Origin of the sequence: Chryseobacterium salipaludis (genome assembly GCF_022968825.1) — a bacterium.
GTDB classification, from domain to species: Bacteria; Bacteroidota; Bacteroidia; order Flavobacteriales; family Weeksellaceae; genus Kaistella; species Kaistella salipaludis.
Genome location: NZ_JALHKS010000005.1, coordinates 165,429 through 179,828 on the forward strand (window position 1 = coordinate 165,429; position 14,400 = coordinate 179,828).

Here is a 14,400-nt window from a genome sequence, read left to right on the forward strand (position 1 = left end):
TACTTTTATGACAATCATTATCACGGGAACTTCGGCCGGAATCGGTCTGGCACTGGCTGAACATTTCGGCAAACTGGGCCACACGGTGTATGGGTTGAGCCGTAAGCTCACACAGTCTGATTACTTTACCTCTATCCCGACCGATATTACGGATGCTGAACAGATTACCCAGGCGATGAGTCAAATTGCTTCTAAACATCCGCATATTGATTTGTTAATTAATAATGCCGGCATGGGCATGGTTGGCGCCGTGGAAGATACGCGCAAGGAAGATATTTTAAAACTCTTTAATTTAAATCTGGTGGGCGCGGTGCAAATGATGACGGCCGTTTTACCTTCGATGCGTGCACAAGAGAAAGGAAGAATCATCAACATTTCCAGTATCGGCAGCGAAATGGGCTTGCCTTTCCGCGGATTTTATTCTGCCTCGAAATCAGCGCTGGATAAAGTCACGGAAGCCATGCGCTACGAGGTTTCGGCCTGGAATATTGAAGTATGCTCGCTGCATTTGGGCGACATCGCTACCAATATTGCGGACAACCGTGTGAAGACCGATGTTTCCGAAGCTTACACCGGTCTCTTTCAAAAAGTATATTCAGTCATGAACGCACACGTGGATGAAGGAACGCCTCCACAGCAGGTAGCCGTTTATATCGATAAATTACTGCAGAAAAAACACTGGAAAGCCCACTATTATTTCGGGCATTTCGGGCAGCGGATCGGGGTGCCGCTCAAATGGTTCCTGCCGCAAAAATTCTATGAAAAGCTGATGCGCAAGTACAACAAAATGGATTAATATCCGGCAACAGCGTCTTACTTCAACTGCAAAGCTTCTACGGCCAATTCGTAACCACGTATTCCGAAACCGGTAATCACACCATCGCAGTGCGGTGCCGTTACAGACTTCTGGCGAAACTCTTCCCGCGCATAAATATTGCTGATATGCACTTCTACTCTCGGGACCGCCAGATTGCGGAGCGCATCTGCAATAGCCAGTGAATAATGAGTGTAGGCACCGGGGTTAATAATCAGCGCCTCAAAATCCACCTGCTGCAAACGATCGATGATACTGCCTTCCGTGTTTGACTGGAAATATTCAATCGTATGGTCACTGTACTTTTGCTGCAGCCCTTTCATGACCTGGTCAATATCTGTATTGCCGTAAATTGCCGGCTCGCGGTTGCCTAGCAGATTAAGATTTGGGCCATTTAGCAAAAGTATTTTCATAGAATCGTTTTTACAAAGATAATTTTTTTTCCAAATTACCGTTTTTAACAAAAATTGGCATTGAAACTGCTGCAAGAGCTGTGATTATGCCGTAAAGTCAACTTCCACTGGCGCTCCGGTCATTTTTTATAACCTGAAATCTTATCTTATACACGTGAACATTTACAAAAAAATCCTCAAGTACACAGGAATTGTAATTGCTTCATTGCTGCTGATTATTGTTCTGGCAGTCCTGAGCCTGCAATTGCCCGGCGTACAAAACTACGCCAAGGGAAAACTCGTGAATTACTTAGAAAAGAAAATTCATACAAAAGTCAGCCTGGACCGTGTCTACGTGGATTTTCCGAACAGTCTGGTGATGGAAAATCTTTATCTGCAAGGCCAAAAAGTAGATACGCTTCTGTATGCAAAAAAGCTGGATGTGGGCCTGCATATTATGAAGTTGTTAAAAAATACGGCAGACCTTACGTCCATCGATCTGGAAGGTGTGAAGGCGAATGTGGTGCGCAACCCGGACGGCAGCTTTAATTTCGATTATATTATAGACGCCTTTGCAACCAAAGAAGCCGAAGAAAGTCCCTCCAAACCTTTTATTATTTCTCTAGATAAAATTAAACTGCGTGACATCCGGGTTTCGTTTATCGATCAGCAGGCAAGAAATGATCTGGAAGTGTATTTTAAGGCGTTTGATACGCGGGTGAAAACATTTGATCTGCAGAATAATTCCTACGCTGCGGATAACATTACAATGGACGGCCTAAGGCTCCAGCTCCAGCAGGACCTCATCGAAGAAGTAGCCGATAAAGTCGAGCAGAAAGTAGATTCACTCAACCAGCAGAAGCCGATGACCATTGGGTTGAACAGAATCCAATTCACAAATTTTGACATTGATTACGGCGACCAGAATACCCGGACTTTTGGAAAAGTGAAATTTAAGGAACTCAGTACCAACATCAATAAACTGGACCTGCAGAAAAATGATTTTGGTATCGGGAACCTCGCTCTGAAAGGCGCTGATATCAATGTGAAATTACACCTGCCCGGTAAAAATGCCAATCCTGAACCTGAAAATAAAGAGGAACAGAAGGATGATGCACCGCTCGCTTTAACTTTAAAAAAATTATTGCTGGAAGATGTGAAGGTCGCGTATGACAACACTGCGATGCCGCGCGCCCGCGCCGGGATGGACTTCAATCATCTTAATTTCTCAAAACTCGATACCGAAGTACGTAATTTTAAAATGCAGAACGGCACCTTCGCCGGCTCCGTCAGATCCGCTGAAATTAAAGAATCGCGCGGACTCGACATTCAGCGTTTTGAAACAGATTTTGTTTATGAAGAAAAGCAGGCGTATCTGAAAGACCTGTATCTGAAAACATCCCAAACATTGCTGCGGGATGAAGTGATTTTAAACTACAATTCCATCGAACAGCTTTCCGCTAACCCCGGTGCTGTACAAATCTCTGCCAACTTGCGAAACTCGCGGGTAGGGTTTAGCGATATTCTGATGCTGGTGCCTTCACTGCGCGGCACAGTTCCTTTTAATAAATATCCGAATGCCATTCTGGATGTGAATACACGGCTGAAAGGAACTTTAAATAACCTGGAGATACAGACCCTGCAACTGTCGGGCATCGACCGGCTGAAAGTAAACGCTTCCGGCACGGTTAAGAATGCCATGAACCCGGACCAACTGTACTACGATTTAAATGTGCGCGAGCTTTCGTCTTCCGCTAATACTATCTTTAACCTTGTTCCGAAGAACACCATTCCATCGAATATTTCGTTGCCTTCCTTCTTTAGCATCTCAGGTACGGCGAAAGGCAGCACGCAGGTCGTCAACGCCGATCTGAAACTGAAATCCACGCTGGGAAATGCAGCCGTGCGTGCCGCCGTGGACATGCGCCGAAAGAATCAGGAAAAGTATGACGTGCTGGCCAATTTGCAGAACCTGCAGATCGGAAAAATTATTCAGAACAACGATTTAGGTTCTATCACCGGCCAGATTGCGGTGAAAGGCCAAAGCTTCGATTACAAACAGGCAACCGCCACGCTGAAGGGTGATATTTCTTCGGTGTATTATAATAACTACACCTATCATAATATGGCGCTGGACGGGCGTATCAATAACGGTGCCTATGTCATCAACCTCGACTCCAAGGATCCCAACGCTAATCTGAAACTGCTGGCTTCCGGAACACTGCAGAGTAAAGAACCGGCTGTAAAAGTGAAAGGAACCATTCGAAAACTGGATCTAAATAAGCTGGGTTTTTATCAGGACCAGATGATTCTTGCCGGAGATATTGATGGTGATTTCACCAGCCTGAACCCTGATGCACCGAATGGCTATCTGCAGTTACAGAACTTTGCCATTTCCGATACCAAAGATGTTTATCCGCTTCAGGACGTTTTGCTTCGGGCGATGTCTACCGCAGACAGTAACCGCATTACGCTACAGTCACAGATTGCGGATCTGGACCTGAAAGGAAAGTATAAACTCACGCAAATTGTGGGCTCTTTGCAGCAAACGATAAACCAGTATTATCAGTTCCAGGCGCCCGGCACCAAACAAACGCGCGTGGATCCGGGACAGTTTTTCACCTTTGACGCCAAAGTTAAAGATGACAATCTGCTGCACACCTTTTTGCCGGATCTGAAAGAGTTTGAACCCATTACCTTAGCCGGGAGTTATAACGCCGACACCCGACTACTAGATATCAACGGAGATATTCCCGAAGTGAAGTATGGCGAAAATGTAATCCGCGAAGGAAAAATTGTGATTAATAATGCAAATGAGGCATTGGTTTATGATGTAAATCTCGCAGAGTTTAAAAATGAAAGTATAGCGCTGCAGAAAGTACGGCTGAATGGTGATATTAAAGACAATCTCATCACCTACAACGCCACCACGAAAGATGATAAAGATGCGACGCAGTTTCTTGTAGCAGGAAATGTGCAGAAAGCCGGTGACCTCACGAAAATCAGCCTGAACCCGAAAGGACTTACTTTGAATTACACAGACTGGACGGTAGCTCCCGACAACTCCATCGAACTGAGCAGCCGCGGTATTGTGGCCAATAACTTTGCACTTTCCAACGGCGGCAGCGAAATTCGACTCCAAAGTGAGACTCAGGTATCGAACAGCCCGCTGAATGTTTCGATCCGTGATTTTAAAATAGAATCTTTAACGGAAATTATTAAAAAAGATTCGCTTCTGGCAAAAGGAACCATTAACGGAACAGCACAGCTGCGTGATTTGAAGAACAACCTTCGGTTCACAGCAGATATGGACATTACGGATTTGTATGTGTACGGCAGCCCGGTTGGCAACCTCGATGTGAAAGCAATGAACGAAAGCGCAGACCTGATTCGTGCGAATGTCATGCTGAGCGGATATAATAATGACATGACCCTCGGCGGCACCATCAATACCAAAACCAATGCGCTGGCAATGAACCTCAACCTCGGCCAGCTTCAGATGCAAACGGTACAGGGATTCGCCGGGAAAGCCATCGAGAATCCGGAAGGTTATCTGTCCGGGAACTTACGTATCGGCGGAACAACGTCGGCTCCCTCCGTCTTGGGAACATTAAAGTTTAATGATGTCGGACTGGGCATCACCCAGCTGGGCAGCAACTTCCGCCACATTAATGATGAACTTAAATTTACCAGCCGCGGGATTGATTTTGATAATTTTAAAATTAAAGACGAAGCCGGAAATGCACTTACCATCGATGGTGCAGTACTTACGGAAAGCTACCGCGACTTTGCTTTCCGCTTGGATGTGAAAGGCCGTGATTTCAAAGTGGTGGATTCCAAGAAGGATAATGACAAACTCATGTACGGTACACTGGCGGTAGATACCGATCTCCGCATCCGCGGAAACCTGGACCTGCCGCAAGTCGATGGAAACCTGGCAGTGACTGATGTTACTGATTTCACCATCGTGTTGCCGCAATCGTCTCCAGCTTTGGAAGAGCGCGCCGGCATTGTGGAGTTTATTGATCAGGACCAGATTGCGTTGCAGAAAACCATTAAAACCGATTCTATTGACAGCCAGAGTGATGTCAAAGGCCTTGATGTCAATGTGAATATTGAGATTACCAAAGAAGCCAAGCTTTCATTAATTATAGACCAGGCGAATGGCGATTTCGTTAAACTCCAGGGAGATGCCCAATTAACCGGCGGGATTGATCCGTCCGGTAAAACGACTTTGGTAGGAACCTATGTGGTGGACAGCGGTGCGTATGAAATGTCCGTGAGTCTGCTGAAGCGCAAGTTTGAAATCGAAAAAGGAAGCACCATCACCTGGACCGGGGAACCAACCACGGCCAACCTGGATATTACGGCAGTATATAAAACCAATGCAGCGCCGCTGGATCTCCTGCAACAGCAGCTGACCGGTGCCTCACCGGGCGAGTTGAATCAGTATAAGCAAAGAATCCCGTTCAACACTCTGCTGATTATGAAGGGCGAATTGCTGAAACCGGTGATTACGTTTGATATTACCACCGAAGACCAGAACAGTTCCGTTTCGGCTACGGTATTGGATAATACGAAAGCGAAACTGAGCATGCTGCGTCGCGAGGAGTCTGAACTGAACAAACAGGTATTTGCCTTACTGCTGCTGAACCGCTTCATCGGTGAAAATCCGTTCCAGAGTGAAACCGGGCTGTCTGCTTCTACCCTGGCGAAACAGAGTGTGAGCCGCATTCTTTCGGAGCAGCTGAACAATCTGGCTGCCGATTTAATTGGTGGCGTGGAATTGAATTTTGATTTGGAATCTACTGAAGATTATTCCAGTGGAGAGAAAAACGAAAGAACAGACCTGAACATCGGAGTTTCCAAAAGATTATTTGACGACCGGCTGAAAGTAACTGTGGGTAATAACTTCGCTTTGGAAGGAGACGCAAGAAAGAATGAGCAGATGACGAACATTGCCGGCGATATTACCTTGGACTACAGCCTGAGCAAAGATGGCCGGTATATGCTGCGCGCTTACCGCAAAAATGATTATCAGGTAGCGCTGCAAGGGCAGATCATCGAAACCGGAATTGGCTTTATCATTACACTGGATTACGATAAGTTCAAACAAATCTTCGAGCGCTCACGCAAGAAAAAAGAACAAAATACACAAACTACGACTTCAAAATAATGGCATATCTGAATAAAACATATGGTTCCGCGCTTGGCTTATTGTCCCTGGCTTTGGTGGCAGCCTCCTGCAGCAACACAAAATTTCTGCGTGAGGGTGAACTGCTGTACACCGGCGCAAAAGTGAATATTAAAAATGATACGCTGAGCAAGAAAGAAAAATCCAATTTGCGGGATGCGCTGAAGGAACAACTTCGGCCAAAGCCTAATTCCTCTTTTCTCGGGTTGCGTCCGCGTTTGTATATTTATAATATTACCAAAGAACCAAAGAAGCAAAAAGGAATCGGGTACTGGCTGAAATACCGCATTGGTGAAAAGCCGGTTCTGCTTGGCGATGTGGACCGGAGTTTTAACGAAAAAATCCTGGTAAATTATTCTGAGAATAAAGGGTATTTTAATGCAAGAGCGTCCTCGGATACCATTAGTAAGAATAAGAAAGCACAGGTAATTTATAATGTGAAAACCGGCGCGCGCTACCTCATCAGTAAAGTGAACTTCCCGACGGACTCCACCATTCTTAATTCGGAAATCCAGTCCATTACAGACAAGACTTTTTTAAAGGAGGGAAAACCCTTTGACCTGGATGTGATTAAAGCAGAACGCCAGCGCATTGATGAACATCTTAAAAACAAAGGCTTCTATTACTTCAGCCCGGATAATATTATTGTGCAGGCAGACAGCACGGTGACCAGCGAGCCGAAAGTGGAACTCTTCGTCAAGTTAAAAGACAACACGCCGGCAGTTTCCAAAGAACAGTGGACGATTGATAAAACGGTTGTCTTTGCGGATTATAATATTGAAGATGTGAAGCTGGGGAAATATGAAATCCCTTACAATACGGATTCGCTGGAAATCTACAATGACAAATACATTATTGACCCGAACGATAAATTTAAACCTAAGATTTTCGACCGTGCTTTATACTTTGAACGCGGTGACCTCTATAACCGGGCAGACCATAATTTGTCGCTGAACCGCCTAATCAGCATGGGTGTTTTTAAATTTGTGAAAAATGAATTTGTTGTTTCGGATTCGACCAATCATGCGTTTGATGCATATTACTTGCTGACACCGCGCCCGCTGCAGTCGTTACGACTTGAAACATTAGGAAAAACCAATTCCGCAAACTATACCGGCGGTGAAGTCAACCTGAACTGGACCCACCGGAATCTGTTCCGCGGCGCCGAGCAGTTAAAAGGTTCAGTCTATGGAGCATTTGATGTGCAGGTAGGTGGTCCGAAAGACGCAAACAATATCATCCGTGTGGGAGCCAATGCACAATTATCAATTCCGAGAATTGTAGCTCCGTTTAATTTCCGCTCCTCCAGCGCCTATGTGCCGCGAACCAATATTGAACTCGGATATGAGTATCTGAGTCGTACCCAATTATATACACTTCACAATTTTAATTCCTCGTTTGGCTATCTATGGAAAGAAAATGAGCGAAAGGAACATAACCTGAAAGTGCTGGATGTGACGGTGGTCGCGCCACAAAATGTGACCGATAAATACCGGGAGCAAATCACCGGCAATCCGGAAAAGGGAATATCACCGAATCCCTCGTTGCAGCGTGTGATTGACCGGCAGCTTATTTTCGGGCCTTCGTACAGTTTTACGTACACGAATACCATGCTGCCGCAAAAGAATACGTGGTATTACAAAGGAAGTCTGGATCTTGCGGGTACACTGGCCGGTTTGTTCAGCGGCGCAAATGCCAAGAAAAGAGATCAGAAAGAACTCTTCGGAATTCCGTTCAGTCAGTATGCTAAAATGGAGCATGACATTCGCTACTACCGCAAACTCGGTGACAAGAGTATGTTTGCCTCGCGGTTTATCGCCGGTGTCGGGTATCCGTATGGGAACTCGATTCATATTCCGTATGTGAAACAGTTCTTCGTGGGCGGCAGCAACAGTATCCGTGCTTTCCGCGCCAGAACACTCGGGCCGGGCAGCTATGATCCCAGAACACAAAATGCCACCTTCTTTTTTGACCAGTCGGGGGACATTAAACTGGAACTGAATGCGGAGTACCGGGCGAACTTATATAAATTCCTGAATGCAGCGGTTTTTGCTGATGCCGGAAACGTGTGGCTGGTGAATGAAGATCCTACTAAACCGGGCGGTAAATTTTCAAAGGATTTCCTGAAAGAAATTGCCGTGGGCGCCGGTGTTGGCCTTCGGCTCGATTTTTCTATTCTGATATTAAGATTAGACCTCGCAATGCCGATCCGCGTTCCTTATTTTGAGGAAGGTGACCGCTGGACTTTTGACAAAATTAATTTTGGCAGCAGCAGTTGGAGAAAAGACAACCTTATTTTAAACATTGCCATCGGTTATCCGTTCTAAACTATGATGATATGAAGAAGAAAGTTAAGTTTTACTGGGAAACGCTGAAAGCTGCGTATGAGGACTGGAGTAAATCATCTGCAACCACAGATGCCGCAAGTCTGGCGTACTATGCAATTTTCTCGATTCCGGGATTATTAATAATCATTATTTGGATTGCGGGCGGCTTTTTTGGCCAAGAAGCGATACGCGGCGAGATTACCAGCCAGATCAGCAGCGTGATGGGAGATGACGCCGCCACCAGCGTCCAAGAGATGATTGCCAGCGCCCTGATCGATAAGAAAAATATCTTTATGAAAATCGTGGGGGTGTTCTCGCTGGTGTTTGGTGCCACGACTATTTTCTTCCAACTGCAGAAATCACTGAATGACCTTTGGGAAGTGGAAGCCGCGCCTAAAAAAGCGATTGTGAAATTCCTGCTGGACCGGGCCAACTCCCTGGGGATGATTTTGGTGATCGGTTTCTTGCTGATGATTACGATGGTGCTTTCTTCCCTCATCAGTTTGCTGAATAATTTTATTACCGCACAGTTAGGCTTAGAAACCTATCTGATCATGGAACTCATTAATTATGTGATCGGTTTTCTGGTCGTGGTGCTTGTTTTTGCCTTTATGTTTAAAGTTCTGCCGGATGTGGAAGTTTCCTGGCGTTCCGTGTGGAGTGGCGCGTTTCTGACGGCGGTGCTTTTTACAGTGGGTAAGTTTTTACTGGGCTTGTATTTCGCCGAACTAAAACCGACCTCCGCTTTCGGCAAGGCAGGAACGGTTATTTTAATTATGATGTGGATCAACTATTCCTGTATGCTAATTTTCTTTGGTGCTGAATTTACGCAGGTATATGCGCGCAAGAAAGGCTATCATATTCGTCCATCCAAACATGCGCGCTGGAGCGAGGCCAAACTCTACCGCGAATCACAGGACCGCAAACTGGAAAAATTGAAATCTTTGCAGGGTACAGAAAACATAGAGGCATAAATACAAATTTATATAAAGACCTTAATACGCTGCCTCCCTGCGGTTTACATTTTTGATATTATAAAGTTTTCATATTAATTTAAATTTAAAAGGCAGAGGCTTGCATGGTTTCCAGAAAGAATGTATTTTTGCAGCCTACAATTCATACTTCCATATGAAGCCCGGATGGTGAAATTGGTAGACACGCTCGTTTCAGGTGCGAGTGCTTCACGGCTTGCAGGTTCGAGTCCTGTTCCGGGCACTTTAATCACATTTCTTTCAGAAGTGTGATTTTTTTATGGCATAAAAAAAACCGGCCTGGCGCCGGTTTACTCTTTTGCAGTGAATGATTTAGTTTCTGATCACCTGCTGTTTGGTGGTGCTGCCATCATCGTGCGTAATCACCATCATATAGACTCCTTTTGCCTTACCGGTCAGATCAACCTGGGTTGCATCTTTGCTCTCGGCAACCAAACGCCCGTCTGCACTGAAGACCTGTACTTTGCTCACATTCTTGGCTGATTGCAGAGTGAAGACACCCTTGGATGGATTTGGATAAACGCGCACTCCTTTTTTGGCAGCGCCTTCGTTTGTTCCCAAAACCGTGGTTGCGGTAACTTTCACATCGTCAAGCATCATCATGTACACATCAGATGAAACGTAATTAATAGCGAAACGTACCGGCTGATTTTTATATGCATCCAGGTTATAATTTACCTGCGTCCAATTAATCGGTGCCGATAACGCTGTTGATCCTGAAATAGGGGTAAATACAGACACATTCGCCGGAGCATCTTCTCCTACGTAGATTAAGACACGGTACTTTTCCAGTCCGTAATCGGAGGCCAGCGATTTCACCCAGAAGCTAAGCTGATTTCCGGTATCTCCCAGATTAATTTTTGGTGAAATTAGCCAGTCATTGTTCTTATTTACGCCTGAGGCAGGCACTCCTGCCCAAAACGCGATATACTTTTGCCCACCGTGTGGATTAAAATTTGAATTCTCTCCGTCATGACCGTTTTGTACTCCTGCAACTGACGGATTAAATACCTGCGCTGCCATAGGCTCGTAAGCATTCACCCAGGGTTTCACACCTGGGGTTGTATCCACTCCGCCGGCATACGTTCCGAGGCCATCGCCATCCACAGTGCCCCAGGAACCGATATTAGTAATCGTGAAGTCTTCGTAGGTTTCAAACCCGTCCTCAAAAAGAGTGATTTGCGCGTTGGCATAAACTGCAGCCAGTGAGCAGGCTGCCGTAAGTAGAATTTTTTTCATAACAATACATTTTAAAATTTGATGCTTAAAGTTATAAAAAATATCCAAATAAAAAACCGATATGATAACGATTTTTACAAAAAGCTGTTGCTTTCGCATTATCACAGCTCTTGTGCAGGTATAAGTATTGAAAAAATTAACGATGCATAAACTAGTACAAGACAAAAAACACCCACTAAAAAGTGAGTGTTTAAGAAGCCAGTTGGCTTGTAGCCCGTAGGGAACTAATATAAATGAAACACTATTATAAGATTTGAAACTAAATGCCTATAAAGTAAGTATTTATACTCTTTTGCTGATATATAATCTTTTCATATTATTTCATTTACTGTATTATATAATACATTTGTAATACATTTTATTCTTACCTTTGGAACATATAAAGAGATGACGTTCTAAATTTATCCTGATTCGTAATTATAAATACACACAGTAGGCGTATAACGCGTATAATGCGTATTTAGACATATAACGCACTGTATTACAGCTTATTACAAACTGAAAAACAGGCGTATAATAGGCGTATTAGGGCGTATTTAGAGCGTATTTAGAAATTTTAACCGTGAAAAAGACCATAAAATGGCTTCAGTAAACTTCCTTTTGCGATCACTGACAAAGAAAAACGCGCCTTTCACGGCACGACTTCAATTTTATAATCAGGAAAAAGAAACGGCGAAAAACCCGCGCGGTCTTGACTTTGTGGAAGCGCACACAGAGATTTATGTTTTTAATCCTGATGAGGTGAAAGAAAGTCCTTTGCTGGATGGCCGCCGCTACTGGAAAGAATTAAAAGCGTACAAAGGTGCAGACCTTCAGATAAAGGAGCGTATCAGCAGGATAAAGCAGCAGCAGGAAGATGTACGCGCTTTCATTCTTGAAAAGTTTGAGGAAGCATTTACCGAAAGCCTACCGGATAAAAAATGGCTTCAGTCAGTAGTAAATGAATTTTACAGCGACCAGCGAAAAGCCGCCGCTAATGAGAAAGCGAAAAACAAACCGCAGGATTTACTTTGGCATTTTGAAAATTATATCAATATCAAAGGGCGCGATCTGCAACCGCGTACAGTCCTGAAGCTGCACGATGTGAAAAATATTCTCACAGCATTTGAAGCGCACCAAACCGCCAAAAAAGGATTTACTTATAAAATACTTATTCCTGAAGTGGATGAGGAACTAAAGCGGGATTTAGTGGCTTACCTTGAAGATGTGCAGCATTACTCACCTAATACTGTGGCAAAGGTTATCAAAGTTACCCGGACTATCTGCAATTACGCCACACGTTACGGCATTCAGCTAAGCCTGAGATATTGCGACTTCATAAAGCCGTACACAGATAAAGATGTGGTTTACCTTTCATTTAGCGAGATAGAAAAGATAAAGAATACCAACGTGCCGGAACCGCTGCAAAACGCCGCTACATGGCTTTATTTAAGTTGCTTTTTAGGGCAGAGGGTTTCAGACTTCATGCGCTTCAATAAGTCAATGATAAGCCGCGAAAATGGAAATTATTTTATCGACTTCGTACAGGAAAAGACCGGAAAGAAAATGCATCTGCTACTACACCCGGCGGTGCTGGAGGTATTGCAGACCAATGATATGAATTTCCCGGCCCGGATAGATGAAACAACGTATAACGAAAAAATAAAGGAAGTCTGCAAATTAGCCGGGATCACAGAGAAAATTACCGGAACACTCTTAACTGAAGTAAAGCCCGGTGTATGGCGCAGGATAGCCGGTCAGCACCCTAAATATAAATTGATTGGCAGCCACATTGGCCGGAAGTCATACTGCACAAATTTTTACGGCAAAATTCCTACGCCTTTAATTCTTGAAGTATCAGGACACACGGAGGAACGGACACTGCTTCAATACATTGGAAAGAAAGACAATACCAACAGCAAAATGATAAGCGATTTATACGGCTCAATAGATTATACAAAAGATTAAAAACCAATATTTATAAACATCATGGCAGAAACAATCCAACAACAGAACACCGGAACACAATTCACTGACCTGGATGCAACGCGCTTAACCGCACTGATCCGAAACGCGATCGACACAGCAGACAGCCTGGCAGACATGGCAGCAGCAGAAAAAAACAAAACCATGCTCCACGCAGCGCAGGGCCTTGAAGCGGTACTGACCGCCGCGCTGGAGAAATGCGAAAAAATCGAAAATTCACTTTAATTTTTAATCACCTTACTGAAAATGGAAACACCAACCTCAACAACCACACTCTACGAAAATGGCGATGCGTTCCAATTAAAATACAGATACGCAAAGGAAAAGCAGCCGGGAAAATCATATATAGATATTGATGGCCAACCTGCAGAGGTAATCAGCAAAATAAAGCTGAATGACACCAACACAACCGAGACGAATCAAAACATTCTTAACTCTTTAAAATCTTAAATCATGAAACTTCAAAACCTTATCAACAGCCTTTCCGCCTACACAGACCAATACAGCACCGCAGCAGCGGCCATTTTGGAACAGTACAGCCAAGACAATGACTATAAGCAAATGCGGTCTGCAATGGCTGATATAGCACCGGACGGCACGCGCTTCGTTAACCGGTGGAATCCGGAGATCAGAAGCCAATTTTCGGCGGTGGTGTTTCCCTAATGATCCGGCCCGGTTCGCTGGGCCTTAATTTTTAAATGAGTAGAAATGAAAATACAGTATGATGACGAACGCGAAAGGCTAAAATACCAATTAGCGCGCGTACAACAACAAGTCGGGTATTTAGAATCAGCAGCGCACCAAATAGGAATGACACGCGCGTATTATGATGATTTAGAGCAGGAACTTACACAGCTGATAGTAACATTCAACAGCTTCACCCACAGGAACCGGCAGCGGTTTAAAAGTGATCCGGCACTGCTACACGAAATGCCAGCGAATGTACAGCAGTCATTTGATAAGTACAAAAGTTTTCGTTTGGATGCTCCAGCAGATATACATCAATTACACGCCGACCTTAATTCAGCGTACACGGATGCCGCCGAATACTTTGCTGTTTTGCGGGACATGGTTCAGAGAAAAAAGGAAGCTGCACCGCTCCAGGCGAAAACGTCAGCACAAAAAAGAAACTTTGAGCAGTGCCTAAAAATACCGGTGAAAGATGCAGCCGGCCTTCATTCCTACCTGAAAGAATTAAGAGCGGCTGAGGTAGCCAGGGCAATTTTCGCACTGCAACAACAGGGTGTGCTACCTGAAGTGATAACAGTCAGCGAAATCGTAAGGGCTATAAATGAAACAATAAAGCCGCGTACCGTGCAGAACTTATTCCAGTTGGATGACGACGGATTTTCAGCCCTGGACATAGAATGGCGCGAAAGACCGGATAAAATACAAATTATTGAGAATGAAATACTTAAATATATCTAAAGAGGTACGTATATACATTAGCGTAGTACAGCGTATTTCAAAGATTTTC

Annotated in this window: 11 protein-coding genes and 1 tRNA gene; 10 read left to right on the top strand and 2 right to left on the bottom strand. The window is 44.4% G+C overall.

Going from position 1 to position 14,400, the window contains the following annotated elements:
- Positions 1-7 precede the first annotated feature (7 nt).
- Positions 8-796 carry an SDR family NAD(P)-dependent oxidoreductase gene (locus MVI27_RS09745; RefSeq protein WP_246961344.1) on the top strand — a complete coding sequence of 263 codons (789 nt, stop codon included), beginning with the start codon at positions 8-10 and terminating at the stop codon, positions 794-796.
- 17 nt (positions 797-813) lie between these two features.
- On the opposite strand, the gene aroQ is transcribed toward MVI27_RS09745, so the two are convergent.
- The gene (aroQ, locus tag MVI27_RS09750) at positions 814-1,227 is read right to left on the bottom strand and encodes a type II 3-dehydroquinate dehydratase (RefSeq protein ID WP_246961346.1); all 414 of its coding nucleotides are present in this window, start codon (positions 1,225-1,227) and stop codon (positions 814-816) included.
- Positions 1,228-1,375: 148 nt separating this feature from the next.
- Between aroQ and MVI27_RS09755 the strand changes: the two genes are divergently transcribed.
- The 4 genes from MVI27_RS09755 (at position 1,376) to MVI27_RS09770 (ending at position 9,942) form a co-directional block, all read left to right on the top strand.
- Positions 1,376-6,382 (top strand): translocation/assembly module TamB domain-containing protein, encoded by a 5,007-nt coding sequence (locus MVI27_RS09755; RefSeq protein WP_246961430.1) that lies wholly within the window; start codon positions 1,376-1,378, stop codon positions 6,380-6,382.
- Positions 6,382-8,727: a translocation and assembly module lipoprotein TamL gene (gene tamL, locus MVI27_RS09760; protein ID WP_246961348.1), complete on the top strand. Its 2,346-nt coding sequence runs from the start codon at positions 6,382-6,384 to the stop codon at positions 8,725-8,727. The genes MVI27_RS09755 and tamL overlap by 1 nt, the downstream gene beginning before the upstream one ends.
- A gap of 11 nt (positions 8,728-8,738) precedes the next feature.
- Entirely contained in the window at positions 8,739-9,701 is a 963-nt protein-coding gene (locus MVI27_RS09765) for a YihY/virulence factor BrkB family protein (RefSeq protein ID WP_246961349.1), read from the top strand.
- 159 nt (positions 9,702-9,860) lie between these two features.
- A tRNA-Leu gene (locus tag MVI27_RS09770) sits at positions 9,861-9,942 on the top strand.
- Between the two features lie 89 nt (positions 9,943-10,031).
- Here the strand turns inward: MVI27_RS09770 and MVI27_RS09775 are convergent.
- A complete protein-coding gene (locus tag MVI27_RS09775; protein ID WP_246961351.1) occupies positions 10,032-10,958 on the bottom strand; it encodes a T9SS-dependent choice-of-anchor J family protein in 927 nt (308 codons plus the stop codon).
- Between the two features lie 579 nt (positions 10,959-11,537).
- Between MVI27_RS09775 and MVI27_RS09780 the strand changes: the two genes are divergently transcribed.
- Genes MVI27_RS09780 through MVI27_RS09800 form a run of 5 tightly spaced genes read left to right on the top strand, consistent with a single transcriptional unit; the run spans position 11,538 to position 14,351 of the window.
- The gene (locus tag MVI27_RS09780; RefSeq protein ID WP_246961353.1) at positions 11,538-12,905 is read left to right on the top strand and encodes a phage integrase SAM-like domain-containing protein; all 1,368 of its coding nucleotides are present in this window, start codon (positions 11,538-11,540) and stop codon (positions 12,903-12,905) included.
- A gap of 21 nt (positions 12,906-12,926) precedes the next feature.
- Complete coding sequence (locus tag MVI27_RS09785) at positions 12,927-13,148, top strand: hypothetical protein (protein WP_246961355.1); 222 nt, start codon at positions 12,927-12,929, stop codon at positions 13,146-13,148.
- A gap of 21 nt (positions 13,149-13,169) precedes the next feature.
- Entirely contained in the window at positions 13,170-13,373 is a 204-nt protein-coding gene (locus tag MVI27_RS09790) for a hypothetical protein (RefSeq protein ID WP_246961356.1), read from the top strand.
- 3 nt (positions 13,374-13,376) lie between these two features.
- On the top strand, positions 13,377-13,586 hold the full coding sequence (locus tag MVI27_RS09795) for a hypothetical protein (RefSeq protein WP_246961358.1): 210 nt from the start codon (positions 13,377-13,379) through the stop codon (positions 13,584-13,586).
- A gap of 45 nt (positions 13,587-13,631) precedes the next feature.
- Positions 13,632-14,351 carry a hypothetical protein gene (locus MVI27_RS09800; RefSeq protein ID WP_246961360.1) on the top strand — a complete coding sequence of 240 codons (720 nt, stop codon included), beginning with the start codon at positions 13,632-13,634 and terminating at the stop codon, positions 14,349-14,351.
- Positions 14,352-14,400: the final 49 nt, after the last annotated feature.